Origin of the sequence: Pantoea agglomerans (genome assembly GCF_021397715.1) — a bacterium.
GTDB classification, from domain to species: domain Bacteria; phylum Pseudomonadota; class Gammaproteobacteria; order Enterobacterales; family Enterobacteriaceae; genus Pantoea; species Pantoea astica.
The window spans coordinates 196,486-221,788 of the sequence record NZ_CP090207.1 but is presented as its reverse complement, the minus strand read 5'-3'; the positions used below and the strand labels follow the sequence as shown (position 1 = coordinate 221,788).

Genomic DNA, 25,303 nt, shown 5'->3' with positions numbered 1-25,303 from the left:
ATCATCAGGACTGAATTTATGACTACCACCGATAAAAAATATATTGTCGCGCTCGATCAGGGCACAACCAGCTCACGCGCCGTCGTTCTTGACCACGACTCCAATATCGTCGCGGTATCGCAGCGCGAATTTACCCAGATCTACCCGAAAGCGGGCTGGGTTGAACATGATCCAATGGATATCTGGGCTTCACAAAGCTCAACGCTGGTTGAAGTGCTGGCACATGCCGACATCCGCTCTGATGAGATCGCGGCAATCGGTATCACCAACCAGCGCGAAACCGCTATCGTCTGGGAAAAAGAGACCGGTAAGCCAATTTACAACGCCATCGTCTGGCAGGACCCGCGTACCGCTGATTACTGCCACAAACTGAAGAAAGAGGGTCTGGAAGAGTATATCCAGCACACTACCGGTCTGGTGATTAACCCTTATTTCTCCGGAACCAAAGTGAAGTGGATTCTGGATCACGTTGAAGGCTCGCGTGAACGTGCGAAACGTGGCGAGCTGCTGTTCGGTACCGTCGATACCTGGCTGGTCTGGAAAATGACCCAGGGCCGGGTGCATATCACCGACTACACCAACGCCTCCCGTACTATGATGTTTAACATTCATAAGCTGGAGTGGGATCAGCGTATGCTGGATATCCTGGATATCCCGCGTGAAATGCTGCCAGAAGTGAAGTCCTCTTCTGAAGTCTATGGTCAGACCAACATCGGCGGTAAAGGCGGTACACGTATTCCTATCGCCGGGATTGCCGGTGACCAGCAGGCTGCGCTGTATGGCCAGCTCTGTGTACAGCCTGGCATGGCGAAAAATACCTACGGCACCGGCTGCTTTATGCTGATGAACACCGGTACTGAAGCGGTGACCTCAACGCACGGCCTGCTGACCACTATTGCCTGTGGCCCGCGCGGTGAAGTGAACTATGCACTGGAAGGGGCTGTGTTTATCGGTGGTGCCTCTATTCAGTGGCTGCGCGATGAGATGAAGCTGATCAGTGAAGCTGCTGACTCTGAATACTTCGCGATGAAAGTGAAAGACACCAACGGCGTTTACATGGTGCCTGCTTTCACCGGCCTGGGCGCACCTTACTGGGACCCGTATGCCCGTGGTGCGATTTTCGGCCTGACCCGTGGTGCCAACGCTAACCACATCATCCGTGCGACGCTGGAGTCTATCGCTTATCAGACCCGTGACGTGCTGGAAGCGATGCAGAATGATGCCAACACCCGCCTGCAGGCGCTGCGTGTCGATGGTGGCGCGGTTTCCAACAACTTCCTGATGCAGTTCCAGTCTGATATCCTCGGCACCCGTGTTGAGCGTCCGGAAGTGCGTGAAGTCACCGCGCTGGGTTCTGCTTATCTGGCGGGTCTGGCGGTCGGCTTCTGGCAGGATCTGGATGAAGTCCGCTCGAAAGCGGTTATCGAGCGTGAGTTCCGCCCAAGCCTGGAAACCACCGAGCGTAACTTCCGTTATGCTGGCTGGAAGAAAGCCGTTGCCCGCGCCCAGGCGTGGGAAGATCAAGAGTAAGATCAAAGCCCGCGACCGTTGCTGTCGCGGGCCTTTTCCCCGCCCTGCTGCCCCGCTGTGTTACACTGCCTGCCTGTTTTTTGTCAGGTAGATGCCATGAAACGAGAACTTGCGATTGAATTTTCCCGCGTAACCGAAGCTGCCGCCCTGGCAGGCTATCACTGGTTAGGACGCGGCGACAAAAATGCGGCCGACGGTGCCGCTGTCCATGCCATGCGACACGTACTCAACTCGATTGAAATTGACGGTCAGATTGTGATCGGTGAAGGCGAAATCGATGAAGCGCCGATGCTCTATATCGGTGAGAAAGTCGGCACCGGGCGCGGCGATGCGGTCGATATCGCGGTCGATCCGATTGAAGGCACCCGCATGACGGCCCTCGGTCAGGCGAACGCCCTGGCGGTGATGGCCGTCGGCGACAAAGGCAGCTTTCTCCATGCGCCCGACATGTACATGGAAAAGCTGATTGTCGGTCCGGCAGCGCGCGGAAAGATCGATCTCGACCTGCCGCTGGAAACCAACCTACGCAATATCGCCGTCGCGATGAACAAACCGCTGGCGCAGTTAACCGTGTCGATTCTGGCGAAGCCGCGCCATGACGCCGTGATCGCCGGGCTGCAGCAGCTTGGTGTACGGGTCTTTACCTTCCCTGATGGCGACGTGGCGGCCTCTATTCTGACCTGTATGCCGGACAGCGAAGTGGATGTGATGTACGGCATCGGCGGCGCACCGGAAGGCGTGGTGTCAGCGGCGGTGATCCGCGCGCTGGACGGCGATATGCAGGGCCGCTTACTGCCGCGCCATCAGGTTAAAGGCGACAGCGCAGAGAACCGGCGGCTCGGCGAGCAGGAGCTGCAGCGCTGCGCGGAGATGGGCATTGAAGCGGGTAAAGTGCTGGCGCTGGATGAGATGGCGCGCAATGACAATGTGGTGTTTGCCGCCACCGGCATTACCAGTGGCGACCTGCTAAAGGGCATCACCCGTCAGGGCAATATCGCCACCAGTGAAACCCTGCTGATTCGCGGTAAGTCGCGCACCATTCGCCGCATCCAGTCGATTCACTACCTCGACCGTAAAGATCCGGCGCTGCACCCGTTTATCCTGTAACCGGCTGGTTGCCGCGCTCCGGCTGACGTGAGAGCGGCAACCAACAGAGCAGCATCACCAGCGCCGTGAAGAACATCAGCATGCCGAGGCTGAACTGATCGCGCTGCGGCATCATGGCTGACAGCCACGCCACCAGGCCCGATCCCAGGTTCTGCATCCCGCCAATCAGCGCGCCCGCGCTACCCGCCAGCCAGGCGTAGGGTTCCATTGCGCCCGACGTCGCCAGTGGAAACAGCATCCCCGCGCCAAAGAAGAACAGCGCAGCCGGCACCAGCAGCGTCCAGATATTCATTACGCCGAACCAGGCCGGGATCCACATCAGCACGCCTGCCAGCAGGCAGCTATTCACGCCCCACCACATCAGGCTATGCCAGGAGCCCTGCTCGCGGCCAGCAAACCAGGCGCCAAAAAACGCCGCCGGAATGGGCAGGATAAACAGAATGCTGACGGTCAGGCTGTTCAGGCCGAGCACGCCGCCCAGCAACACGCCACAGCTCGATTCAAACACCGCAATGCCCGCCAGCGCGCCAATCAGCAACACAATGTAGCGGACAAAATTGACGTCACTGAGCAAGCGAACATAGCGTTTAAAGAACGGCGTCACTTCGGCACTGTAGGGTCGGGTTTCCGGCAGCCAGCGTGCCATCGAGCCGGTTACGGCCAGACAGAGCAGCAGCAGGAAGGCGAAGCAGGCATGCCAGCCAAACAGCTGAGTCAGCAGTGCGCCAATCACCGGAGCCAGCAGCGGGCTGACCAGAATCCCCATATTGAGCAGGCTGTTGGCGCGGCGCAGCGCGTGTCCCTCATAGAGATCGCGCGGCATGGTACGGGCCATCACGCCCGCAACGCCGGTTCCCAGTCCCTGCACCGCGCTGCCGAGCACCAGCATATCAAGCGACGTCGCCATCAACGCGGTGATCGCGCCGATCATAAAGATCATCATGCCCGCCAGGATCACCGGCCGGCGTCCGACGCTGTCTGACAGCGGACCGTAGATCAGCTGCGATCCGCCATAGGTCATTAAATAGGCGGCCATCACTCGCTGCAGCGCACCATCACGTACGTGAAGTGCGTCAGCCATCGCGGCCATCGCCGGGACATAGATGGTCTGCGCCATCTGTCCCACCGCCACCAGCACAATCAGCATCACCAGCAAAGGGCGGTTTTCCAGTTTATTCTTCATGATTGAGTAACATTTCGGTCTGTGAAAAGGGGTTAAAACAGCCGTTAACCGGCTGGATACTTCGTTATGGCGGGAAAAATATCAGGATTAAATGACAAAGCGAGAGGATACCGAAAAGGGCCAGACTTGCGCCCGTCAAGTTTATGCGCCAGCTTGTAAAGGTAACGCAACAGTTTGTCGATTAGAGCCTTTGTCCGGAGGCAGGGTAGCAATCTTGCGGCGCAGTCGCGAAAATAGCCATCTGCCTGAATAATCAACAACCAGGGAGTGATTATGGCCGAGTGGGTCAATGCTGAAGTGAAGGAAGTGAAAAACTGGACGGATGCGCTGTTCAGCCTTCGGGTTCAGGCGCCCGTTGATCCCTTTATCGCCGGGCAGTTTGCCAAGCTGGCGTTAGAAATCGACGGCGAACGTGTGCAGCGCGCTTACTCCTACGTTAATGCGCCAAAAGATGACCTGCTGGAGTTCTATCTGGTCACGGTACCGGAAGGCAAGCTCAGCCCGAATCTGCACGCGCTGCAGCCGGGCGATCAGGTGATGGTCACCAAAGAGGCGGCGGGGTTCTTTGTGCTGGATGAAGTACCGGACTGCCAGACCTTGTGGATGCTGGCGACCGGCACCGCTATCGGTCCCTATCTGTCAATGCTACAGCAGGGCGAAGGGCTGGACAGGTTTGAAAATATCGTGCTGGTTCATGCGGCACGTTACGCGGCCGACCTGAGTTTTTTACCGCTGATGCAGCAGTTACAACAGACTTATCACGACAAGCTGCATATTCAGACGGTGGTCAGCCGCGAACAGATCGCCGGTTCGCTCACCGGTCGGGTGCCTGCGCTGATTGAAAACGGCGAGCTGGAACGCGCAGTGGGATTATCGCTGGATGCCGACAGCAGCCATGTGATGCTGTGCGGCAACCCGCAGATGGTACGCGATACCCAGCAACTGCTCAAAGAGACGCGCGAGATGCGTAAACACCTGAAGCGTAAGCCGGGCCATATCACCAGCGAACATTACTGGTGAGCCGCCTGCCAGTAACGCACGGGCAGCGCCGCGGCACCAAACCGGTTATCGCCGGGGGTGCCGCGAAACACGCCGAGATCGAGCAGTAATCCCGCCAGTATCACAAACGGAATGGCGCGTCCCACCAGCCACGGCAGGATGCCCTCTAACATGCTCCAGTTTCCCGCCACCAGCAGCCAGGCGGCGATGAGTAAAAATCCCCAGTAGCCGCGACGGTTACGATCGTGCAGGCGCTTCACCAGCACCGCGCTGGCAGGCCACAGCAGGCAAACCACGCCAAACGCAGCCATCTGCGTATCGAGCCAGTCGTTACCTGCCAGAACGAATAATAAGGTGGTAGCCAGCAGCCACACAGCCTGCCAGATCCAGAAATCACGTCGCCCCAGCCGGCCCCGATAAGAAAAACACCATTGTTGTAACGTCATGCATTATCATCCCGGAGAAATTAAAGCCGCCGCGCTTTTGACCTCGCGGATAAAAACCGTTCTAATTTGGGCCTGAGTTTACTGGTTAGGGTCGACAAAATGAAGAATTTGCCTGGCGCATTGCTGTTATCGCTTGCGCTGACGGTTCCGGCATTTGCCGCCGATCCGCAACCGCAGGATCGTGCCGATGCACTGCCCGCGGCGCCCTATCTGCTGGCGGGCGCACCTACCTTTGATATGACTATCGGCCAGTTTCGCGAAAAGTATAATCTGGCTAACCCGGCGCTGCCGCTGCAGGAGTATCGCGCCATCGATAATCGGGGTGATAAAAGCAATCTGACGCGCGCCGCCAGCAAAATTAATGAAACCCTGTATGCCTCTACGGCGCTGGAGCCGGGAACCGGCAAAATCAAAACGTTGCAGATTACCTGGCTGCCGTTGCCGGGTCCGGATCAGAGCGCATCACAGGAGAAAGCGCTGGCTTATATGACCGCCTCGCTGCGTTTCTTCGTGCCGGGATTAGGCGCTGAAGAGGGACGTAAAAAGCTGGATGGATTGCTGAAAGAGGGTAAGGGAACGCCCTACTATGCACACGTCGAAGGCGCATTGCGTTTTGTGGTGGCTGACAACGGCGATAAGGGCTTAACCTTTGCCATTGAGCCGGTCAAACTGGCGCTCGCGACTCCCTGATGATGTGGGCAAAAATGACGAAAAGCAAAGCCATCGCCACATTTGATCTCTATACTGTCTGGCAGACAACGCTGCCGGCTGGCAGCGATTTTTCATGTATCGCGTTATGCGGAGGATAGAATGCGACATCCACTGGTTATGGGTAACTGGAAGTTGAATGGCAGCAAGCAGATGACAGCCGAACTGATCGACGGTCTGCGCAAAGCACTCTCCGGCGTTGATGGGTGTGGCGTCGCCATTGCACCGCCAGCCCTCTATCTCGAGCAGGCGAAACATGCCATCTCTGGTAGCCACATCGCACTGGGTGCGCAGAACGTAGACGTTAACCTGTCTGGCGCCTTTACCGGTGAAGTTTCTGCGGAGATGCTGAAAGATATCGGTGCGAAATACATCATCATCGGTCACTCCGAACGCCGCACCTACCACAAAGAAAGCGACGAATTTATTGCGAAGAAATACGCAGTGCTGAAGTCTGTGGGTCTGGTACCGGTGCTGTGCATTGGCGAAACCGAAGCGGAAAACGAAGCGGGTCAAACCGAAGAAGTTTGCGCACGTCAGCTGGATGCCGTGCTGGAAACGCAGGGCGCCGAAGCGTTTAAAGATGCAGTTATCGCGTATGAGCCTGTCTGGGCTATCGGTACCGGCAAATCAGCGACGCCTGCGCAGGCGCAGGCGGTGCACAAATTTATTCGTGATCACATCGCGAAGAAAGATGCAGCGATCGCTGAACAGGTCATCATTCAGTACGGCGGTTCGGTTAACGACAAAAATGCCGCTGAGCTGTTCACCCAGCCCGACATTGATGGCGCGCTGGTTGGCGGTGCGTCACTGAAAGCCGATGCGTTTGCCGTGATTGTTAAAGCAGCCGCTGCGGCAAAAAATGCCTAAGCGTTAACGCATCCATCCTGAGGGCGGCTGATTAAGCCGCCTTTTTTATTGGCGGGATTAACTGGCAGTCGTGATCCTGTACCTCTTCCGCCGAACCGCGGTTCAGCAATAGCCAGTTACGCTCAATCGCCATCAGCACCAGCCGCCCATCGGGCAAACTCGCCATCGCCAGACCATATTTCCCCATCGCCGTTCGCGCCTGTGGCACCTCATCCGCCAGCCGGATAAAAACACTTTGCTGTGTCAGCTCTGCTGGCGTCAGCGCACGCAACCAGTAGCGATGGTTCCGCAGCGTCGCCGCCTGCCACTCAGCATTCAGTCGTGGTGTCAGCTGATCAAGCTGCTGGCGCACATCCGGCCGTAAACAGGAGAGGTGAATATGGAGCTGGTTCTGAGTGCGACCATACTGCGCGTTGATCGCCAGTGACAGCACCCGATCGTCAATCGGCGAGCCGCGTCGTTGCGCCAGTAGCTGGCGCTCATGCCAGGCGAAGGCGAAATAGTTGGGCGTGGCGGCATTAATTAACTGTGGGCTTTCCATGCCGCTGATTTTATCGATCGGGATCAGCAGATATTGCAGCGGACCGTGAATATCTTTCAGCGTGGCGTAGCGATGCTGCAGATCGACCCGCTGGCAGGGTGCCGGTTCACCACGACTCTGCTGATTGGGAAGGCATTTCTCGCTGACAATTTGCCACAGCGCATCAGCGTTCTTTTTGAAATGAAGAGCGGCAATCAGCATACCTCCAATCACCAGTACCAGCAGAAACGTAATCAGACCGACTGCACGATGTCCTGACTGCATAACAACAATCTCTGTGTGGTTCAGCAGCCTGCATCCTCGCCTGGCGATAAGCGAATGTCACGGAGAATTGTCGGAGTGAGGTATGTCATGAAGATGAGCGGGAGATGAGAGAAACGGCCAGCGCGGGAGGCGCTGGCCGAAGAGGTCAGGGTTTCATTACCTGGTCGTAGCTGCCGCCGTCGGCAAAGTGCGCTTTTTGCGCCTGCGTCCAGCCGCCAAATTTATCCTGAATGGTAAACAGCTTCACTGGCGCAAAGGTGCTGGCGAATTTTTTCGCCACTTCAGCGTCACGTGGACGATAGTAGTTCTGCGCGGCGATGGTCTGGCCTTCTGGCGAGTAGAGATATTTCAGGTAGGCATCCGCGACCTTACGCGTCCCCTTCTCATCCACCACTTTGTCGACCACTGATACGGTTGGCTCAGCCAGAATGGATTCGCTCGGGGTCACAATCTCGAACTTGTCTTTACCCAGCTTATTGACCGCCAGATACGCTTCGTTTTCCCAGGCGATCAGCACATCACCGATGCCGCGCTCAACAAAGGTATTGGTGGCGCCACGTGCGCCGGAATCCTGTACTTCTACGTTTTTAAACAGCGCCCGAACGTAGGCCAGTGCTTTAGCCTGATCGCCGTTATTGTGATCCAGCGCCCAGCCCCAGGCTGCCAGATAGTTCCAGCGTGCGCCACCGGAGGTTTTCGGGTTCGGCGTAATTACCGATACGCCAGGCTTGACCAGATCGCTCCAGTCATGGATTCCTTTAGGATTGCCTTTGCGTACCAGGAAGACGATGGTCGAGGTGTAAGGTGCGGAGTTCTCGGGCAGGCGCTGAAGCCAGTTTTTGTCGATACGGCCGCGCTCGGCAATCGCATCCACATCGGACTGCAACGCCAGCGTAACCACATCAGCACGAATGCCGTTGATGACAGAGGTTGCCTGCTTACCGGAACCGCCATGAGACTGACGGATCACGACGTTATCGCCGGTTTCCTGCTTATAGTGCGCACTGAACGCTTTATTGTATTGCTCATACAACTCACGTGTCGGATCGTAGGAAACGTTTAATAACTGAATGTCTTTCGCCAGTACGCTGGTTGAGGCCAGCAACAGGGTGATTCCGATACTCCACTTGTTCATTACGCACTCTCCCAATGTCGTTATGGGCTAAGCGTGACATAAACCATTACAGAGCTAAAAGAATTAAAAATAAGCTGTTATAACCGTGCGGAATATAGAGGCAGGCAGAGCGGGCGTGCCAGATAGCACGCCCGGAATCGGGATCAATAAAGCTGTTTAGCGGTATCGAGCCAGTCGCGTTTGAACGGACGCTTCATATTTTCAATCGCATCGATGATGTCGTGATGCACCATCTTCTCATTCTGGATGCCGACGCAACGGCCGCCGTAACCCTGCATCAGCAGCTCAATTGAGTAGGCGCCCATGCGTGACGCCAGGATGCGGTCATAGGCACAAGGCGCGCCACCACGCTGAATGTGGCCCAGCACGGTTGAGCGGGTTTCGCGTTTGGTTTCGGTTTCAATAAAACGCGCCAGATCGTCGATATCACAGATATGTTCAGTAATCGCCACGATGGCGTGCTTTTTGCCTTTGGCGATGCCGGCTTTAATTTCCGCCACCAGCTCTTCGCGGGTGTAAGGAATTTCCGGCAGCACGATAAATTCGCAACCGCCCGCAATCGCCGCCGCCAGCGTCAGGTCACCGCAATAGCGACCCATCACTTCAACAATCGAAATACGCTGATGCGATGACGAAGTGTCACGCAGGCGGTCAATCGCCTCAACCACCGTTTCCAGCGCAGTGAAATAGCCGATGGTGTAATCGGTACCGGCGACGTCGTTATCAATGGTGCCAGGTAAACCGATGCACGGGAAGCCCATCTCGGTCAGGCGTTTGGCGCCCATGTAAGAACCATCACCGCCAATCACCACCAGCGCATCGATGCCGCGCTTTTTCATGTTTTCAATCGCGACCTGGCGAACGTCTTCATTACGAAATTCAGGGAAGCGTGCAGAACCCAGGAAAGTTCCGCCGCGATTGATCATGTCGGAGACGCTATAGCGATCGAGGTTGATCATGCGATCTTCATACAAACCCAGGTAACCGTCATAGATCCCAAAAACTTCCAGTCCTTCACTCAGCGCGGAACGTACCACTCCGCGAATAGCTGCGTTCATGCCTGGGGCGTCACCGCCGCTGGTCAATACACCAATTTTTTTGATCATGACAACCTCTGGATTGTTCAAAACTAAGGGTTAATCCTGCCTGTCGATCGCTGCTGAACACCATTCCTGCGATTAGCGCGACACGTGATGGCAGATAGTATATCAAAGGCTTGCTGCTGAATTGATTCAGGTCAGACAACTTTTCACTATTTTTTGCAGCAATGTTAGCGTTACGTCATGCCTTTCGTATCAGTTTGATTCATTTAGGTTAAAAACCTAAAGAATCTTCTCTCTCGAACGGTACCACAGAACAGGGATCCTGATGGATAATTACGTCCGAACCGGGAAATTCTTTGCGTAGCGCTTTCTCAACCTGGTCGGCGATGCGATGCGCCTGTACCAGCGGCAGCTGATCCTCCAGCTCAAGATGCAGCTGGATAAATTTGGTGGGTCCGGACTGGCGGGTGCGCAAATCGTGTACGCCCTGCACCTGCGGCCACTGCGTCGCGAGCGTCAGAATCTGCTGCTGTTCCGCTTCCGGTAGTGCGCGATCCAGCAGCGCCTGCACCGCCTCATACCCCATACGCAGCGCGCTATACAGAATGAAGACTCCGATGCCTAGCGCAAACAGCGCATCTGCGCGGGCAAAACCATACCCGCTCAGTACCAGCGCCACCAGGATAGCACCGTTCATGATGACATCGGACTGATAGTGCAGCATATCTGCCCGTATCGCCTGGCTGCGGGTTTTGCGCACCACCCAGCGTTGAAATGCGACCAGTATCAGGGTCGAAGCCAGCGCCACCACGGTAACCACAATCCCCACGCCCGGCGCGCGCAAGACGTTGGGCGAAGCAAGATGTTGCAGGCCGGTGAGAAACAGAAACAGCGCTGAGCCGGAGATAAACATGCTTTGCGCCAGCGCCGCCAGCGACTCCGCTTTGCCGTGACCAAAAGTGTGGTCCTCATCCGCCGGCTGAAGCGCATATCGCACCACCAGCAGATTGGTCAGCGAAGCGGCGATATCAACCAGTGAGTCGACCAGTGCAGCCAGTAAACTCACTGAACCGGTATACCACCAGGCGAAAATCTTCACGATTAACAGGACAGACGCAAGAATAGTGGCAGCCAGAGCAGCACGTTTTACCAGTCGGCCATAAGAGGGTTGCATGCCAGGTTCCGTATGCAGCATCAGGAGTGATGCGCACCCAAATCAAAGAATGGCTAAAGTTTAACACTGCTGTCAGAAGACCGCTTAATTGTGATCAAAGAGAGGAATGGCGGTCGGGGAGAACACGAAGATAAAAACAAGCCCCGGCCTCAGCAGGAGGACGGGGCAAAGTGCTTAACACATCAGGACCAGCTCAACATCCACGCCTGGCCACGTCACCGAAAAAACCGGCAATTACTTTTTGCCGCCTTTTTTCCCAGCTTCTGATGCTTTTTCACGATCGTTTTTGAAATTTCCGCCGCCGCTGTTCTGACCGCCTTTCTTACCAGCTTCAGACGCTTTTTGCGGATTTTCTGCGAAATTACCTGAACCACCACGATGCTCTGCCATAACTTACTCCATTGATTGATTCATTCAGGACGACATAATGTGGTTGTTGCTCCCTGAGACTTCGCGAAGACACTTAACATCCCTGTTGTGACAGAACTAAGTGTAGGAGTTGGTCCTGATCCGACAAGCGCAACGCGGGAAACGTATCCTGTTGAAAAGCGGAATGAATCGGGCAGGATGATTCGATATGCATTTATTTTTCAATCACTTATGATGTCTGACGTTACGATTCCCCCTGTCGCTGCGCTTAACCGCAGTCGCCACGCTTAAAAGCGCAGAAACGGTGATGGTGGGAGATAAAGGAATAATAAGCGTTAACGAAATGAGGGTTTTATTGCGGAGTGATGATTACTGTCAAAACAAAAAAACCAAAAAAAAGATAAAAAAAACCCCCGCATCATGCGGGGGAAGACAGGGATGGTGTCTATGGCAAGGAAAACAGGGATACTATGTTACTGGTTACTGCTGGTACTACTCACTGCTTGCAGCGATGATGCTGACTGCAAATTCGATAAGTGTCGCAACTCATTGAGTCGCTGCTGGTAATTCTTCTGCAACGTCGCCTGCTGGGCTGGCGTGAGCAGATGAAACATTTGATTCTGTATACGTGCCATCTCGACCTGTTGTTCAACCTGAACTCTGGCGATGCTTTCCGCCTTCTCGCGGATGGCCGTTTCGTTAAAGGTGTCTGCAGTCACTAACTCATGCAGAGCGGCGATATCATCAAGACGGACCGCCGGACGTTCGTGTCGGGCCTGTTGCATCAGGTCACGCATCTGTTGACGCTGCTGTTCGGTCAACTCGATGCCCTCGAACATGTGGCTTTGCGGATTTTGCGTCATACTGCCTGTCGGCAATCCGCCGTGATGCATCTCGTCAATCGTCGTCGTATCTTTTGCACCTGCGCTGGCGAGACTGAGAGCCATCGCTGAGGCAAGGACGACGGCGGTTAATGTGCGCATCGTTTACTCCAGTTCGTTCCGTTTTGCGATTCAACGAGAGCCAGTGTACGGCGATAGCTGCAAACATCCGTCAGGGGGTGTAAAACTACGTAAAGCGATGGATGGGTGCGCCTGGAACACGCTATTTTGCCTGCGGAGGGCTACAAAAATGAATAAAATCCTGTTGGTAGATGATGACCGCGAATTAACTTCGCTTTTAAAAGAACTGTTAGAAATGGAAGGGTTTGAAGTGGTGGTAGCCAGCGACGGTGAACAAGCGCTGAACCTGCTCGATAACTCAATTGACCTGCTTTTACTGGATGTCATGATGCCGAAGAAAAACGGTATCGACACCCTGAAAGAGCTGCGACAGCAACATCAGACACCGGTCATCATGCTGACTGCACGCGGCAGCGAGCTGGATCGCGTGCTGGGCCTCGAACTCGGTGCCGATGACTATCTGCCTAAGCCGTTTAACGATCGCGAACTGGTAGCCCGTATCCGTGCCATTCTGCGCCGCTCTAACTGGAGTGAGCAGCAGCAACAGCATGACAACAGTTCACCCACGCTGGAGGTCGATTGCCTGCGCCTTAATCCGGGTCGCCAGGAAGCCAGCTTCGATGATGTGACGCTGGATCTCACCGGCACCGAATTTACTCTGCTCTATCTGCTGGCGCAGCATCTGGGTCAGGTGGTGTCGCGTGAACATCTGAGTCAGGAAGTGCTCGGTAAACGCCTGACGCCATTTGACCGGGCAATTGATATGCACATCTCTAACCTGCGCCGTAAACTGCCTGAACGTCGTGATGGTCATCCGTGGTTCAAAACCTTACGTGGACGGGGTTACCTGATGGTCTCGGCATCATGATTGGCAGTCTGACCACCCGCATTTTTGCCATCTTCTGGTTAACCCTGGCGCTGGTGCTGATGCTGGTGTTGATGGTGCCCAAACTCGATTCACGACAGATGACCTCGCTGCTGGAAAGTGAACAGCGGCAGGGTACGATGATCGAGCAGCACGTTGAAGCAGAGCTGTCACAGGATCCCCCTAACGATCTGATGTGGTGGCGCCGCTTATTTCGTGCCGTCGAAAAGTGGGCACCGCCGGGTCAGCGGCTGTTGTTAGTCACCAGTGAAGGCCGGGTGATCGGCGCACAACATAATGAAATGCAGGTTATCCGCAACTTTATCGGCCAGTCCGATAATGCGGATCATCCGCAGAAGAAGAAATATGGTCGGGTTGAACTGGTCGGGCCGTTTGCCGTCCGGGATGGCGAAGATAATTATCAGCTCTATATGATCCGTCCCGCCAACAGTTCCCAGCTCGATTTCGTCAACCTGCTGTTTGACCGTCCCTTATTACTGCTTATCGTGACGATGCTGATCAGCTCACCGCTGCTGCTGTGGCTGGCGTGGAGCCTGGCGCGTCCGGCACGCAAGCTGAAGTACGCCGCCGATGAAGTGGCCAGCGGTAACCTGCGGCAGCATCCGGAACTGGAATCGGGCCCGCAGGAGTTTCTGGCAGCCGGTTCCAGCTTTAACCAGATGGTAAGTGCGCTGGAGCGGATGATGACCGGTCAGCAACGCCTGCTGTCAGACATCAGCCATGAGCTGCGAACCCCGCTTACCCGCCTGCAGCTGGCGACAGCGCTGCTGCGTCGTCGTCAGGGTGAAGGCAAAGAGCTGGAGCGCATCGAGATGGAAGCCCAGCGCCTGGATGGCATGATCAACGATCTGCTGGTGCTGTCTCGCACCCAGCATAAGAATGCGCTGGTCAGTGAGGCGATGAAGGCGAATCAACTGTGGAACGGGGTACTGGAAGATGCCCGCTTCGAAGCCGAGCAGATGGGCAAGAAGATGGACATCCCTTATCCACCCGGTCCGTGGCCGCTGTATGGCAACCCGCACGCACTGGAGAGCGCGCTGGAGAATATCGTGCGCAACGCGCTGCGCTATTCGCACAGCCACATCAGCGTCAGCTTCTCCGTCGATATCTCCGGCATTACGGTGCATGTCGATGACGATGGTCCTGGCGTCAGCCCGGAAGATCGCGAGCAGATTTTCCGGCCGTTCTACCGTACCGATGAAGCGCGCGATCGTGAGTCTGGCGGCACCGGCCTGGGGCTGGCGATTGTCGAAACCGCCGTGCAACAACACCGCGGCTGGGTCAAAGCCGACGACAGCCCGCTTGGCGGTCTGCGGCTGACGATCTGGCTACCGCTCTACTCCTCCGGGCGACAATAATTTGCTATGCTTCGGCCCTCGTTATCGGGGGCCTTATGCTTAACATTGTGTTGTTTGAACCTGAAATCCCGCCGAATACCGGCAATATCATTCGTCTGTGTGCCAATACCGGCTTTCAGCTACACCAGATTGAGCCGCTCGGGTTTGCCTGGGATGATAAGCGCTTACGTCGCGCGGGTCTGGATTACCACGAATTTACCGCGATCAAATTTCATGCTGACTATCAGGCATTTCTGACAGCAGAGTCGCCTGCACGTCTGTTTGCGCTGACCACCAAAGGCACACCTGCGCACAGCGCAGTGCAGTATCAGGCCGGGGATTATTTACTGTTTGGTCCGGAAAGCCGCGGGCTGCCGGCTGAGATTTTGCAGGCCTTGCCGGCGCAGCAGAAGATTCGTATACCGATGCAGGCCGAAAGCCGCAGCATGAACCTGTCGAATGCGGTCTCGGTGGTGGTGTATGAGGCGTGGCGCCAGCTGGATTACGCTGGCGCACTGCTTAAAGATTAGATGCCATCGCCAAACTGAAAGCCCGCCAGGCTGCCATTAAAGTGCTGATCCATGTCCATGGATGGCTTATCACTGCCTGGCTTGCCAACGATACGCGCAGGCACGCCGGCGGCAGTGGTGTGCGGTGGCACAGGCTGCAATACCACCGAACCGGCGCCGATTTTCGCGCCGCGTCCGACTTCAATGTTGCCGAGAATTTTAGCGCCGGCACCAATCATCACCCCTTCGCGGATTTTTGGGTGGCGATCGCCGCTGGTTTTGCCGGTCCCGCCGAGCGTTACCGACTGCAGGATCGAGACATCATTCTCTACCACGGCCGTTTCACCAATGACGATACCGGTCGCATGGTCGAGCATAATGCCGTGACCGATGTTCGCCGCGGGATGAATATCGACCGCAAACGAGACAGAAATTTCATTCTGCAGATAGACCGCCAGCGCCCGACGTCCCTCGTTCCACAACCAGTGACCGATACGGTACGCCTGCAGGGCATGGAAGCCTTTGAGATAGAGCAGCGGCGTTGAATATTTATCTACCGCCGGATCGCGCTGACGTACCGCCTGAATATCACAGGCCGCGGAGAGGATCATTGAAGGGTCCTGACGATAGGCCTCTTCAATAATTTCCCGGATGGCGATAGCCGGCATAATCGGGTTAGCCAGCTTGTTAGCCAGCATATAACTCAACGCACTACCGAGATTCTCATGCTTAAGCAATGTCGCGTGGTAAAAGCTGGCCAGCATCGGCTCACAATCAGCCAGGGCTCGCGCTTCAGCTTTAATATTATTCCAGACCAGTTCTAACTCATCAGACGACATTGCTGTTTTCTCCCGATAAAAAAAGCGCCTGAATGGGCGCTACAGGTGATGACGCTACGCTTCCTGCTTTAGCTATTGCTGTTTTCGTCCTTCCTTGTCCGCCCCAGCAGGCTTAATGCTGCATCCCGCGCCGGTTTTTCGCAATACAGCACCTGATAAATCTGCTCGGTAATGGGCATTTCCACGCCAACCCGCGCAGCTAATGCTTTGACTTCTTTAGTGTTTCGATAGCCTTCTACAACTTGTCCGATAATGCGTTGTGCGCTATCTACATCCTCGCCTTGTCCCAGCATCATGCCAAAACGACGGTTACGTGACTGATTATCGGTACAGGTCAGCACCAGATCGCCCAGACCCGCCATGCCCATAAAGGTGGTGGGATCGGCACCCAGCGCAGCGCCTAAGCGACTCATCTCCGCCAGTCCGCGGGTGATTAATGCGGTACGCGCATTGGCGCCAAATCCGATGCCATCCGAAATACCGGCCCCGATGGCAATGACGTTTTTCACTGCTCCACCCAGCTGTACGCCGATAAAGTCAGGGTTATTGTAGACGCGGAAACTTTTGCCACAGTGCAGCTTCTGCTGCAGATCGTCAGCAAACTGCGCATCGGTAGCCGCCAGTGCAATCGCGGTAGGCAAACCTGCCGCCAGCTCTTTCGCGAAGGTCGGGCCGGAGATCACCGCCAGCGGAATCGACTCGCCAACGATCTCTCGTGCCACATCCTGCAGCAGGCGTCCGGTCTCTTTTTCCAGCCCCTTGGTGGCCCAGACAATGCGCGAGTCCGCACGTAATTCCGGCTTAATCTGTTGCAGCACATCCCCAAAGACGTGACTCGGCACCACAATCAACAGATCGCGGCTGGCCGCAATGGCTTTTGCCAGGTCAGGTTCAAGGGAGAGATTGTCGGGGAACGGCACGTCGGGCAGGAAAGCGGTGTTACAACGGTCAGACTGAAGTTGCGCCAGATGGGCCGGGTTATGTCCCCACAGCAGCACCGGATGGCCGTTGCGGGCCAGGGTAATCGCCAAAGCGGTGCCGTACGAGCCGGCACCGATGACGCTAATCGAAGCGTGAGTAGTCATCAGGCATCCTGATGTGGTTCAGCGCCTTCTTCACCTTGCTGCTGCTGCAGGTAGTTCATGAACAGCGCATCAAAGTTAACCGGCGCCAGGTTCAGCTGCGGGAAAGTACCACGAGAAACCAGGCTGGTAATGCATTCGCGTGCATACGGGAACAGAATGTTCGGGCAGTAAGCGCCCAGGCAATGTGCCATCTGCGTGCCTTCGATACCGCTGATGGTGAAAATACCGGCCTGCTGAACTTCACACAGGAAAGCCGTCTCTTCACCCACGGTCGCGGTTACAGTCACACGCAGCACGACTTCATAGACTTCGTCAGCCAGTTGAGAAGATGCAGTATCCAGATCCAGTTTTACGTCCGGCTCCCACTCTTTCTGGAAAACCTGCGGCGCGTTAGGCGCTTCAAACGAGATATCTTTGGTGTAGACGCGCTGAATCTGGAATTGCATTTCGTTAGTGTTGTGTTCTGACATGTGACCAGGTCCTATAAGTGAGAATATCCGGCGTAAACTTACGCCTGCAGTAAGGGATCTAAACCTTCGCGATTATCGAGTGCGAATAAGTCGTCGCAGCCGCCAATGTGCTGCGCATCAATGAAAATCTGAGGCACGGTCGTGCGGCCGCTGCGCTTGATCATCTCTTCACGTTTCGCCATGTCCCCATCGATGGGGATCTCCTGGAACGAAACGCCTTTTTGCGTCAACAGCGCCTTTGCCCGGTGGCAGTAAGGACAGGTTGCTTTGGTGTACATCTCAACATTTGCCATGATTAGCACCTCAGTAAGATTATTTACCGCGAATTAACGGCAGATTTTCACCGCTCCAGCCGCTGATGCCGTCTTTCAGCACCGAAACCTGAGTGAAGCCAGCTGCACTCAGATGGGCAGCAGGATCGGCTGCGCTTTGTCCGGTTGCACACACCACAATAATGGGCTGCGCTTTATGTTTTTCCAGTTCGCCTAAGTTGCCTTTTTTAATCTCTGCGGCTGCCACATTCAGCGCACCAGAGATATGCCCTCTGCGAAAATCGTCGCGCGAACGCACGTCTACAACTACCGCGTCCTCTTTGTTAATCAGGCGGGTTGCTTCACCGCGGCTGATGGTTTTTACCTTAGAGAACATTCCTTTAACGGTAGTCACAATCACCAGAACGAGTAAAGCGACCCACGCCAGACTGAGGATGGGGTGATTGCTTGCAAACTGCATAATTTCTTGCATGAGGGGTAACGACTCCAGACCGGGCTAATAAGCTAAAACAAGGGTTCTGAGTATACCTGCGCCACCTCTCATGTACAGATGCTAAGCGGCGAGAGTGGCAATTTGAGTGTCATTTTCCAAAAAAATCTGGCGAAAGCGCAAAAATGGCGTAACGCTTAGGCGATGTCCTGAGGAAACCGGACATAACTGGAAAAGCAAATGCCGGTGCGGTTTGCTGGTAAGCGGCGGTTCATCGTGGAATAATCATTGGCCTATGAAGGGAAAAACAACCGTTTCGCACACAAGGACCCGTCGCAACGGCCATAACCTGCCGTTGTCCACACATCTGTCCAGCCTCTCCCTTAGCCTGCTTTGTGCGGGCGCACTGTTATTGCCAGCCGCTGCGCAGAGTGCAGATGACAGCAAATCTCAGCTGCAGTCTATTCAGCAAAACATCGCCGAAAAAGAAAAAAGCGTCAAAGCGCAAAAGCTGCAACGCAGCAAGCTGCTGGATCAGTTGCAGAGCCAGGAAAAAATTATCGCTCAGGCCAGTCGTCAGCTGCGTGAAACCCGCAATAGCCTGACGGCCCTGAATAATGAAATTACCCAGCTCGCCGCCTCGATTGCCCGGCTTGAAAAACAGCAGACACAGCAGGAAAAGCTGCTTTCGCAGCAGCTCGATGCTGCGTTTCGCCAGGGTCAGCATAATGGCCTGCAACTGCTGCTGGGTGGCGAAGAGAGCCAGCGCAGCGAGCGCATTCTGGCCTATTTTGGTTACCTGAATGCCGCGCGCCAGCAAAGCATTGAGGCACTACAGCAGACACGTCAGAATTTGAATCAGCAGCGCGCCTCGCTGGAACAGAAACAGCAGCAGCAGAAGAGCCTGCTGGCCCAGCAGCAAAGCCAGCAGCAGAAACTGCAACAGGCGAGCGCAGCACGTAAGAAAACCCTGACCTCTCTGGAAAGCGCACTGGAAAAAGATCAGGCCGATCTGGTGGAGATGCGCCAGAACGAAACCCGCCTGCAGGACAAAATCGCCCGGGCAGAACGCGAGGCGCGTGAACGTGCCGCCCGCGAAGCGCGTGAGGCGGAAAAAGTCCGTCAGCGTCAGGCGCAGGCGAAAGCCAAAGGCTCGCGTTATCAGCCGACCCAAAGTGAACGTGAACTGGTAGCCCGGACAGGCGGCTTAGGTCGCGCCGGCGGTCAGGCCTTGTGGCCGGTACGCGGGCGTATCGAACATCGCTTTGGTGAACAGTTACAGGGTGAACTGCGCTGGAAAGGGCTGGTGATTGATGCGCAGGAAGGCACCGAGGTGAAAGCCATTGCCGACGGTCGCGTGCTGATGGCCGACTGGCTGCAGGGCTATGGCCTGGTGGTGGTACTGGAGCACGGTAAAGGCGATATGAGCCTGTATGGCTATAACCAGAGTGCGCTGGTCACGGTAGGGGCGCAGGTGAAAGCCGGTCAGCCGATCGCGCTGGTCGGTACCAGCGGTGGCCGTGGCACCCCATCGCTCTATTTTGAAATCCGACGTCAGGGCCAGGCCGTCAACCCACTGCCGTGGTTAGGAAAATAAGTTTTGCTGCAACTTCGAAAAATCTCCGTACTGCTGAGCGGCCTGCTGCTCAGCTATGCTGCCCACGCGGGCAAACTCGCCATTGTGATTGATGATGTCGGCTATCGTCCTGCCGAAGAAAATAAGGTTCTGCAGATGCCGCAGGCGATTTCAGTTGCCGTGCTGCCCAATGCGCCGCACGCGCATGAGATGGCCAGCAAAGCGCATCAGATGGGGCACGAAGTGCTGATTCATCTGCCGATGGCACCGCTCAGCAAGCAACCGCTGGAGAAAGATACCTTAACGCCGGAGATGAGCAGCGAAGAGGTGGCGCGCATCATGCGCAATGCGGTCAACAACGTGCCTTATGCGGTGGGCCTCAATAACCACATGGGCAGCAGAATGACCTCCAGCCTGCCTGGGATGCAGAAAGTGATGCAGGCGCTTAATCACTACAATCTCTACTTCCTCGATAGCATGACGATTGCCAACAGTCAGGCTGTGCCAGCCGCGCAGGGAACACAGGTCAAAGTGCTGAAACGCAGAGTTTTTCTGGATGACAGCCAGGATATCAACGCCATTCGCCAGCAGTTCAGCCGCGCGGTGAAACTGGCGCAGCGTGATGGCTACGCCATCGCGATTGGTCATCCGCATCCCAATACGGTACGCGTGCTGCAACAGATGTTACCGACGCTGCCAGCGGAGATTACGTTAGTCAGGCCCAGCCAGTTGCTGAACGAGCCGTTGCATCGCGGGTCTCGTACGCCAGTTACGCCGCAAAAGCCGGCCACACCGCGCTTCCAGCCGCCAGGACTCTGTAAGCCAACGCAGCCGCTGACGCCGGTTCCGGCGACCCGGGCACTGAACGTAGTGAGCGAAAGCGTGGCCCAAAGCCCGCTGTTTACGCGGATAAAAAGTCTGTTCTGAATTTGCGATGAATGCTAAGTCTGCAGCTTAGCGTTCAATTCTATGCAGAAATTACTATAATCCCGGGTCGGGCCATGAGCTGCTGTGTGGAATATTGAGACGGATGACGATTAATAAACAAAAAATTCTGCTGCTGGATAACGGCAGAGAATGGGGTGGCGGTACCAACAGCATGCTTGAGCTGCTGAAGCGTATTGATCGTCAGAAATTCGATATCACCTGCTGCTTCTACCACAACTACAGTCGTGGCAACGACGAAACCATTGAGTCCGCGTTGCTGGCTCTGGATATCCCGGTCTTTTTCATTCCACAGATCAAACAACCGCGCTGGGCCAAAGTCGTCAAAGAAGTGATGCGTGCCCTGCTGTTTTTTAATAAAAAACTCAAGAAGCGCGCTATCGACCTGGTTGATGAGCGCTGGCGCGTCATCCCCAACGCCAGCAAAATCAATTCGCTGCTACAGCTGGGTAATTACGACATTCTCTACATGAACAACCAGCCCAGCACCAACGTTGAAGGCTATCTGGCGGCACGGGGTCTGAATGTTGCCGTGGTGCAGCACTGCCGTATCGATCCGCTGCTGGAGCCGCGCCTGGTCAGCATGGTAAATCAGGATTGTCAGGCGGTGATTGCGGTCTCGGAGGGCGTGAACGCTACGTTACGCAAGCACGGCGTCAATGCGGCTCGCTGTTTTACCGTCAGCAACGCCATCGATATTCATCAGCCGCTGCCCGACCGCCTTGACGTGCGTCAGCGCTTTAAACTGTCTCCCAACACCTTTGTGTTTGGCTCGATTGGATCGCTGATATTACGTAAATCTAATCATCATATTCTACAGGCGCTGGGACGTTTCAAACGCGCCCATCCGGACGCTGACTGGAAAATGATCCTTGTTGGCGCCGGTCCCGAACTCCAGCATCTGCTGCAGCTGGCGACGGCGGAAAATATTCAGCATCATGTGGTGTTTACCGGGTTTCAGAATAACGCGCTGGATTATCTCACCGCCTTCGATACTTTTATCCTGGCGTCGCGCAGCGAAGGCCTGCCCCGCGTGGTGCTGGAAGCGATGCTGGTGAACACCGCCGTGATCGGCTCACGCGTGGTCGGCACTGCCGAATTGATCAGTCATGATGAAACCGGGTTGCTGTTTGATTACGGCAATGTGGTGCAACTGACCCAGCATCTCACTGCCCTGTGGCAGGATGCGGATTTACGTCAGCGACTGATCAATGCGGCAGGCAAGCGCGTGCGTGAACAATACGCTATTGAAACCTATGTCAGCGGCGTCGAGACTATTCTCCAGAGCGTCGTCAGAGAAAAACCCCATGTTTAATTTTTTAAATCCTCGCTATCGCCATATCCGGGCGCGCCATAATCTGCCCTACGATCAGGCGGGCGTTCAGGGCGATGTCACGGTCACCTCAGTGGTGATCCCCTGCACCGGCGCGGATTACATCGAAGAAGCAAAACTTAGCGCCACGTTTGCTGCGCGCTTTGCGACCCAGCTGGAAGAGATTGTGATCGTCAGCGATCAGCCCGCCTCCGCCTTTGGCGAGCTGCCAGCGAAAACCCGGATTGCCACGCTGGATGTCCCGCATCGCGAAGAAAGCTATCGCTATAAGCAGATCTATCGCAGCCGGTTAATCAAAATGCAGGCGCCGCTGCAGGCCAGAGGCGACGGTATTCTGATGATCGATTCTGACCTCAACCTGCTGAAAATGCCTGACATCCGCATGAAGCCAGGCCATCTCTACTCCAGCTTCCGCCAGGGGAAAATGATTGCCAAACTGGAAGGTGCGCCTGAAGAAGCGATTCCGGCCTACTACCTGCCCAGCATCCGTCCTTACCTGGTTGACCACGTCAATGGCGCTTATCTGGCGGCAACCCGCGCGGTATGGCAACGGGTTTCACCGCTGTGGCTGACCCTGTTTAATGACACCTGGAACTTAATGAATGACAGCCAGCCGCCCACTGACCAGCTGCCGCTGGCGGTGTTGCTGGATATGCTGGATCTCAACACCGTGAATCTGGGTGAATGGGCCAACTGGCCGGTTTCGAAGAAGATGGGCGGTCAGTCAGCCGTGATCCCGCCGGAAGTGGTCGGCGCGCACGGTGGTTTTCCGCTGTCGGAATGGCAGAAATATCTTGACGATCCCCGCCAGCCGCTGACCTTCAAAGGTCAGGATTACACCCGTAAGGTGCGCTACCTGACCGATGAAGAGAAAAAGCAGGCATAGCAACGCGGCCGCTCCACGGCGGCCGTTTTGTTAATCCCAGTTCAGGATCACTTTTCCTGAACGGCCGGAACGCATCTCATCAAAGCCCTGCTGAAAATCATCAATCGCATAGCGATGGGTGATAATCGGCGTTAAATCGAGGCCGGACTGAATCAGCGCCGCCATTTTATACCAGGTCTCAAACATCTCACGGCCGTAGATCCCCTTAATAAACAGCCCTTTAAAAATCACCAGATTCCAGTCGATGGCCATTTCGCCCGGCGGGATACCCAGCAGCGCAATGCGTCCGCCGTGGTTCATCACCTCCAGCAGCGTACGGAAAGCAGGCGGTGCGCCTGACATCTCCAGCCCGACATCAAATCCTTCGGTCATCCCCAGCGACTGCATCACCTCACGCAGATCTTCTTTTGCCACGTTGACCGCCCGGGTGACGCCCATTTTTTGCGCCAGCGACAGCCGGTATTCATTGATGTCGGTAATCACCACATTGCGCGCGCCAACGTGACGACAGACTGCCGCCGCCATAATGCCGATCGGGCCGGCACCGGAGATCAGCACATCTTCACCCACCAGATCAAACGACAGCGCGGTATGCACCGCATTGCCGAACGGATCAAAAATCGCCGCCAGCTCATCGGAAATGTTGCCAGGGATTTTGAACGCGTTGAAGGCCGGGATGACCAGATATTCAGCAAAACAGCCCTGACGGTTGACGCCTACGCCAACGGTATTGCGGCACAGATGAGTCCGTCCGGCGCGGCAGTTGCGGCAGTGACCACAGGTGATGTGGCCTTCGCCTGACACCCGATCGCCCACCGTAAAGCCTTTAACTTCCTGCCCGATCGCGACCACTTCACCAACATACTCATGGCCCACAATCATCGGCACCGGAATGGTTTTACGCGACCAGTCATCCCAGTTGTAGATATGCACGTCGGTGCCGCAGATAGCCGTTTTGCGGATCTTTATCAGCAGGTCGTTATGGCCCGGCTCAGGAACTGGCGCGTCGGTCACCATCCAGATGCCCGCTTCTGGTTTGAGTTTGGCGAGTGCTTTCATGGTCGATTCCTCAGGCGATGACGCCCAGTTGTTTGCCGATTCGGGTAAACGCCGCCACTGCGCGTTCCAGCTGCTGCTGGCTGTGCGCCGCAGAAATCTGGGTGCGGATGCGCGCCTGACCTTTGGGTACCACCGGATAGAAGAAGCCGGTGACGTAGATGCCTTCCTGTTGCAGCAGACGGGCAAACTCCTGCGCCACGCTGGCTTCACCCAGCATTACCGGGATAATGGCGTGGTCGGCACCGGCCAGCGTAAAGCCGGCTGCGGTCATCTGCTCACGGAAGAAGCGGGCGTTGTCCCACAGACGCTGACGCAGCCCGTCGCCTTCACTCAACAGATCAAGTACCCGCAGTGACGCAGCAACGATTGCCGGTGCCAGCGAGTTGGAAAACAGATAAGGACGCGACCGCTGACGCAGCCACTCCACCACTTCCGCTTTCGCCGCGGTGTAGCCACCGGACGCGCCGCCCAGCGCTTTGCCCAGCGTGCCGGTGATGATGTCAACACGGCCCATCACCTCGCAATATTCGTGCGTTCCGCGGCCGGCATTGCCGACAAAGCCCACCGCATGTGAATCATCCACCATTACCAGCGCAGAAAATTCATCGGCCAGATCGCAGATTGCCCGCAGGTTAGCAATCACGCCATCCATTGAGAACACGCCATCGGTCTCGATCAGGATATGACGGGCACCGTTAGCACGCGCCTCCTGCAGACGTGCACGCAGCTGCGTCATATCGTTATTGGCGTAGCGATAGCGCTGCGCTTTGCAGAGCCGGACGCCGTCAATGATCGAGGCGTGGTTCAGGGCATCAGAAATAATGGCATCCTGAGCATCCAGCAGGGTTTCAAATAAGCCGCCATTGGCATCGAAGCAGGAGGAGTAGAGGATGGCATCTTCCATCCCGAGAAATTCTGCCAGCCGTTTTTCCAGCAGCTTGTGGCTGTCCTGAGTACCGCAGATGAAGCGCACTGACGCCATGCCAAATCCGTGCGAGTCCATGCCCTCTTTCGCCGCCTGAATCAGTGCGGGATGGTTGGCTAACCCCAGATAGTTGTTGGCGCAGAAGTTAATCACCGCCGGGTCGCTGCCGACCGCGATTTCCGTCTGCTGGGCAGAGGTGATAATCCGCTCCTGTTTAAACAGGCCTTCCTGACGTGCAGTATCGAGTTGCTGACGAAGTTGTTGATAAAATTGCGCGGGCATTATTGCTCTCCTCAGATGGCAAAAATTTGGCACATCTTACTGAACAGACCGCCTCTCCACGATAAATCGCCCAACAGAATGTCATTTTTGCAGCATAGTTCACGCCCTGGCGAATACCGCACAAATCGTTACAGAGTC

General features: G+C 55.7%; 27 protein-coding genes. 12 read left to right on the top strand and 15 right to left on the bottom strand.

From position 1 onward, the window contains the following. The first annotated feature begins 18 nt into the window (after nucleotides 1–18). Together glpK and glpX are read left to right on the top strand one after the other, a co-directional pair. On the top strand, nucleotides 19–1,530 hold the full coding sequence (glpK, locus tag LZU96_RS01120; protein WP_233985997.1) for a glycerol kinase GlpK: 1,512 nt from the start codon (nucleotides 19–21) through the stop codon (nucleotides 1,528–1,530). 96 nt (nucleotides 1,531–1,626) lie between these two features. Beyond that, nucleotides 1,627–2,637 (top strand): class II fructose-bisphosphatase, encoded by a 1,011-nt coding sequence (glpX, locus tag LZU96_RS01115; RefSeq protein ID WP_233985995.1) that lies wholly within the window; start codon nucleotides 1,627–1,629, stop codon nucleotides 2,635–2,637. Here the strand turns inward: glpX and emrD are convergent. Next, nucleotides 2,627–3,820 (bottom strand): multidrug efflux MFS transporter EmrD, encoded by a 1,194-nt coding sequence (emrD, locus tag LZU96_RS01110; protein ID WP_233985992.1) that lies wholly within the window; start codon nucleotides 3,818–3,820, stop codon nucleotides 2,627–2,629. The two genes, glpX and emrD, sit on opposite strands and share 11 nt — an antisense overlap. 273 nt (nucleotides 3,821–4,093) lie before the next feature. On the opposite strand from emrD, the gene fpr reads away from it, so the two are divergent. Continuing rightward, a complete protein-coding gene (gene fpr / locus LZU96_RS01105; protein ID WP_233985984.1) occupies nucleotides 4,094–4,840 on the top strand; it encodes a ferredoxin--NADP(+) reductase in 747 nt (248 codons plus the stop codon). Here fpr and LZU96_RS01100 read toward each other — a convergent pair. Next, nucleotides 4,831–5,265, bottom strand: a complete 435-nt coding sequence (locus LZU96_RS01100; RefSeq protein ID WP_233985982.1) for a DUF805 domain-containing protein — start codon at nucleotides 5,263–5,265, stop codon at nucleotides 4,831–4,833. The two genes, fpr and LZU96_RS01100, sit on opposite strands and share 10 nt — an antisense overlap. 99 nt (nucleotides 5,266–5,364) lie before the next feature. Between LZU96_RS01100 and LZU96_RS01095 the strand changes: the two genes are divergently transcribed. Together LZU96_RS01095 and tpiA are read left to right on the top strand one after the other, a co-directional pair. After that, nucleotides 5,365–5,955: a DUF1454 family protein gene (locus LZU96_RS01095; RefSeq protein WP_233985980.1), complete on the top strand. Its 591-nt coding sequence runs from the start codon at nucleotides 5,365–5,367 to the stop codon at nucleotides 5,953–5,955. 120 nt (nucleotides 5,956–6,075) lie between these two features. Next, nucleotides 6,076–6,843, top strand: a complete 768-nt coding sequence (gene tpiA, locus LZU96_RS01090; protein ID WP_233985977.1) for a triose-phosphate isomerase — start codon at nucleotides 6,076–6,078, stop codon at nucleotides 6,841–6,843. 31 nt (nucleotides 6,844–6,874) lie between these two features. Here the strand turns inward: tpiA and LZU96_RS01085 are convergent, their stop codons facing one another. The 6 genes from LZU96_RS01085 to cpxP all read right to left on the bottom strand — a co-directional run bounded on the left by LZU96_RS01085 (nucleotide 6,875) and on the right by cpxP (nucleotide 12,352). Beyond that, a complete protein-coding gene (locus tag LZU96_RS01085; protein WP_233985969.1) occupies nucleotides 6,875–7,648 on the bottom strand; it encodes a CDP-diacylglycerol diphosphatase in 774 nt (257 codons plus the stop codon). A 145-nt stretch (nucleotides 7,649–7,793) separates the two neighbouring features. Then, nucleotides 7,794–8,783 (bottom strand): sulfate ABC transporter substrate-binding protein, encoded by a 990-nt coding sequence (locus LZU96_RS01080; RefSeq protein ID WP_233985967.1) that lies wholly within the window; start codon nucleotides 8,781–8,783, stop codon nucleotides 7,794–7,796. A 143-nt stretch (nucleotides 8,784–8,926) separates the two neighbouring features. Next, nucleotides 8,927–9,889: a 6-phosphofructokinase gene (gene pfkA, locus LZU96_RS01075; RefSeq protein WP_046289520.1), complete on the bottom strand. Its 963-nt coding sequence runs from the start codon at nucleotides 9,887–9,889 to the stop codon at nucleotides 8,927–8,929. A 208-nt stretch (nucleotides 9,890–10,097) separates the two neighbouring features. Beyond that, nucleotides 10,098–11,000, bottom strand: a complete 903-nt coding sequence (fieF, locus tag LZU96_RS01070) for a CDF family cation-efflux transporter FieF (RefSeq protein WP_233985964.1) — start codon at nucleotides 10,998–11,000, stop codon at nucleotides 10,098–10,100. A gap of 234 nt (nucleotides 11,001–11,234) precedes the next feature. Further along, on the bottom strand, nucleotides 11,235–11,390 hold the full coding sequence (locus tag LZU96_RS01065; RefSeq protein WP_031375603.1) for a general stress protein: 156 nt from the start codon (nucleotides 11,388–11,390) through the stop codon (nucleotides 11,235–11,237). A 452-nt stretch (nucleotides 11,391–11,842) separates the two neighbouring features. Further along, a complete protein-coding gene (cpxP, locus tag LZU96_RS01060; RefSeq protein WP_233985962.1) occupies nucleotides 11,843–12,352 on the bottom strand; it encodes a cell-envelope stress modulator CpxP in 510 nt (169 codons plus the stop codon). 148 nt (nucleotides 12,353–12,500) lie between these two features. Here cpxP and cpxR point away from each other — a divergent pair, with 148 nt between their 5' ends. Genes cpxR through trmL form a run of 3 tightly spaced genes read left to right on the top strand, consistent with a single transcriptional unit; the run spans nucleotide 12,501 to nucleotide 15,084 of the window. Continuing rightward, nucleotides 12,501–13,199, top strand: coding sequence for an envelope stress response regulator transcription factor CpxR (gene cpxR / locus LZU96_RS01055; protein WP_009088062.1), 699 nt, complete (start codon nucleotides 12,501–12,503; stop codon nucleotides 13,197–13,199). Further along, the gene (cpxA, locus tag LZU96_RS01050; RefSeq protein ID WP_233985955.1) at nucleotides 13,196–14,575 is read left to right on the top strand and encodes an envelope stress sensor histidine kinase CpxA; all 1,380 of its coding nucleotides are present in this window, start codon (nucleotides 13,196–13,198) and stop codon (nucleotides 14,573–14,575) included. The genes cpxR and cpxA overlap by 4 nt, the downstream gene beginning before the upstream one ends. Nucleotides 14,576–14,610: 35 nt before the next feature. Next, the gene (gene trmL, locus LZU96_RS01045; protein WP_233985953.1) at nucleotides 14,611–15,084 is read left to right on the top strand and encodes a tRNA (uridine(34)/cytosine(34)/5-carboxymethylaminomethyluridine(34)-2'-O)-methyltransferase TrmL; all 474 of its coding nucleotides are present in this window, start codon (nucleotides 14,611–14,613) and stop codon (nucleotides 15,082–15,084) included. On the opposite strand, the gene cysE is transcribed toward trmL, so the two are convergent. The 5 genes from cysE to LZU96_RS01020 all read right to left on the bottom strand — a co-directional run bounded on the left by cysE (nucleotide 15,081) and on the right by LZU96_RS01020 (nucleotide 18,201). Beyond that, on the bottom strand, nucleotides 15,081–15,902 hold the full coding sequence (cysE, locus tag LZU96_RS01040) for a serine O-acetyltransferase (protein ID WP_094119920.1): 822 nt from the start codon (nucleotides 15,900–15,902) through the stop codon (nucleotides 15,081–15,083). The genes trmL and cysE overlap by 4 nt on opposite strands. A 68-nt stretch (nucleotides 15,903–15,970) precedes the next feature. Further along, nucleotides 15,971–16,987 (bottom strand): NAD(P)H-dependent glycerol-3-phosphate dehydrogenase, encoded by a 1,017-nt coding sequence (gpsA, locus tag LZU96_RS01035; RefSeq protein ID WP_233985951.1) that lies wholly within the window; start codon nucleotides 16,985–16,987, stop codon nucleotides 15,971–15,973. Next, nucleotides 16,987–17,457 (bottom strand): protein-export chaperone SecB, encoded by a 471-nt coding sequence (secB, locus tag LZU96_RS01030; protein ID WP_031375597.1) that lies wholly within the window; start codon nucleotides 17,455–17,457, stop codon nucleotides 16,987–16,989. The genes gpsA and secB overlap by 1 nt, the downstream gene beginning before the upstream one ends. 38 nt (nucleotides 17,458–17,495) lie before the next feature. Continuing rightward, nucleotides 17,496–17,750, bottom strand: coding sequence for a glutaredoxin 3 (gene grxC / locus LZU96_RS01025; protein WP_008926942.1), 255 nt, complete (start codon nucleotides 17,748–17,750; stop codon nucleotides 17,496–17,498). Nucleotides 17,751–17,769: 19 nt separating this feature from the next. Beyond that, entirely contained in the window at nucleotides 17,770–18,201 is a 432-nt protein-coding gene (locus tag LZU96_RS01020; RefSeq protein ID WP_233985949.1) for a rhodanese-like domain-containing protein, read from the bottom strand. Between the two features lie 253 nt (nucleotides 18,202–18,454). On the opposite strand from LZU96_RS01020, the gene envC reads away from it, so the two are divergent. From envC to LZU96_RS01000, 4 genes are all read left to right on the top strand, one after another. Further along, the gene (gene envC, locus LZU96_RS01015) at nucleotides 18,455–19,756 is read left to right on the top strand and encodes a murein hydrolase activator EnvC (protein ID WP_233985939.1); all 1,302 of its coding nucleotides are present in this window, start codon (nucleotides 18,455–18,457) and stop codon (nucleotides 19,754–19,756) included. 3 nt (nucleotides 19,757–19,759) lie between these two features. Further along, complete coding sequence (locus LZU96_RS01010; RefSeq protein ID WP_233985931.1) at nucleotides 19,760–20,662, top strand: divergent polysaccharide deacetylase family protein; 903 nt, start codon at nucleotides 19,760–19,762, stop codon at nucleotides 20,660–20,662. Nucleotides 20,663–20,765: 103 nt separating this feature from the next. Next, nucleotides 20,766–21,995 carry a glycosyltransferase gene (locus LZU96_RS01005; protein WP_233985930.1) on the top strand — a complete coding sequence of 410 codons (1,230 nt, stop codon included), beginning with the start codon at nucleotides 20,766–20,768 and terminating at the stop codon, nucleotides 21,993–21,995. Further along, nucleotides 21,988–22,899: a hypothetical protein gene (locus LZU96_RS01000; protein ID WP_233985929.1), complete on the top strand. Its 912-nt coding sequence runs from the start codon at nucleotides 21,988–21,990 to the stop codon at nucleotides 22,897–22,899. Before LZU96_RS01005 ends, LZU96_RS01000 begins: the two co-directional genes overlap by 8 nt. A gap of 30 nt (nucleotides 22,900–22,929) precedes the next feature. Here LZU96_RS01000 and tdh read toward each other — a convergent pair whose 3' ends face one another. Continuing rightward, nucleotides 22,930–23,958 (bottom strand): L-threonine 3-dehydrogenase, encoded by a 1,029-nt coding sequence (gene tdh, locus LZU96_RS00995; RefSeq protein ID WP_233985926.1) that lies wholly within the window; start codon nucleotides 23,956–23,958, stop codon nucleotides 22,930–22,932. A gap of 10 nt (nucleotides 23,959–23,968) precedes the next feature. Then, nucleotides 23,969–25,165 (bottom strand): glycine C-acetyltransferase, encoded by a 1,197-nt coding sequence (locus LZU96_RS00990; RefSeq protein WP_233985924.1) that lies wholly within the window; start codon nucleotides 25,163–25,165, stop codon nucleotides 23,969–23,971. Between the last annotated feature and the right edge of the window lie 138 nt (nucleotides 25,166–25,303).

Coding starts and splice junctions, on each gene's coding strand:
- LZU96_RS01065 (WP_031375603.1), bottom strand. CDS start 11,390: ATGGCAGAGCATCGTGGTGGTTCAGGTAATTTCGCAGAAAATCCGCAA.
- fpr (WP_233985984.1), top strand. CDS start 4,094: ATGGCCGAGTGGGTCAATGCTGAAGTGAAGGAAGTGAAAAACTGGACG.
- pfkA (WP_046289520.1), bottom strand. CDS start 9,889: ATGATCAAAAAAATTGGTGTATTGACCAGCGGCGGTGACGCCCCAGGC.
- LZU96_RS01005 (WP_233985930.1), top strand. CDS start 20,766: ATGACGATTAATAAACAAAAAATTCTGCTGCTGGATAACGGCAGAGAA.
- tpiA (WP_233985977.1), top strand. CDS start 6,076: ATGCGACATCCACTGGTTATGGGTAACTGGAAGTTGAATGGCAGCAAG.
- LZU96_RS01020 (WP_233985949.1), bottom strand. CDS start 18,201: ATGCAAGAAATTATGCAGTTTGCAAGCAATCACCCCATCCTCAGTCTG.
- cysE (WP_094119920.1), bottom strand. CDS start 15,902: ATGTCGTCTGATGAGTTAGAACTGGTCTGGAATAATATTAAAGCTGAA.
- envC (WP_233985939.1), top strand. CDS start 18,455: ATGAAGGGAAAAACAACCGTTTCGCACACAAGGACCCGTCGCAACGGC.
- trmL (WP_233985953.1), top strand. CDS start 14,611: ATGCTTAACATTGTGTTGTTTGAACCTGAAATCCCGCCGAATACCGGC.
- LZU96_RS00990 (WP_233985924.1), bottom strand. CDS start 25,165: ATGCCCGCGCAATTTTATCAACAACTTCGTCAGCAACTCGATACTGCA.
- fieF (WP_233985964.1), bottom strand. CDS start 11,000: ATGCAACCCTCTTATGGCCGACTGGTAAAACGTGCTGCTCTGGCTGCC.
- LZU96_RS01095 (WP_233985980.1), top strand. CDS start 5,365: ATGAAGAATTTGCCTGGCGCATTGCTGTTATCGCTTGCGCTGACGGTT.
- glpK (WP_233985997.1), top strand. CDS start 19: ATGACTACCACCGATAAAAAATATATTGTCGCGCTCGATCAGGGCACA.
- cpxA (WP_233985955.1), top strand. CDS start 13,196: ATGATTGGCAGTCTGACCACCCGCATTTTTGCCATCTTCTGGTTAACC.
- emrD (WP_233985992.1), bottom strand. CDS start 3,820: ATGAAGAATAAACTGGAAAACCGCCCTTTGCTGGTGATGCTGATTGTG.
- LZU96_RS01100 (WP_233985982.1), bottom strand. CDS start 5,265: ATGACGTTACAACAATGGTGTTTTTCTTATCGGGGCCGGCTGGGGCGA.
- tdh (WP_233985926.1), bottom strand. CDS start 23,958: ATGAAAGCACTCGCCAAACTCAAACCAGAAGCGGGCATCTGGATGGTG.
- gpsA (WP_233985951.1), bottom strand. CDS start 16,987: ATGACTACTCACGCTTCGATTAGCGTCATCGGTGCCGGCTCGTACGGC.
- cpxP (WP_233985962.1), bottom strand. CDS start 12,352: ATGCGCACATTAACCGCCGTCGTCCTTGCCTCAGCGATGGCTCTCAGT.
- LZU96_RS01000 (WP_233985929.1), top strand. CDS start 21,988: ATGTTTAATTTTTTAAATCCTCGCTATCGCCATATCCGGGCGCGCCAT.
- glpX (WP_233985995.1), top strand. CDS start 1,627: ATGAAACGAGAACTTGCGATTGAATTTTCCCGCGTAACCGAAGCTGCC.
- LZU96_RS01080 (WP_233985967.1), bottom strand. CDS start 8,783: ATGAACAAGTGGAGTATCGGAATCACCCTGTTGCTGGCCTCAACCAGC.
- LZU96_RS01085 (WP_233985969.1), bottom strand. CDS start 7,648: ATGCAGTCAGGACATCGTGCAGTCGGTCTGATTACGTTTCTGCTGGTA.
- grxC (WP_008926942.1), bottom strand. CDS start 17,750: ATGGCAAATGTTGAGATGTACACCAAAGCAACCTGTCCTTACTGCCAC.
- cpxR (WP_009088062.1), top strand. CDS start 12,501: ATGAATAAAATCCTGTTGGTAGATGATGACCGCGAATTAACTTCGCTT.
- secB (WP_031375597.1), bottom strand. CDS start 17,457: ATGTCAGAACACAACACTAACGAAATGCAATTCCAGATTCAGCGCGTC.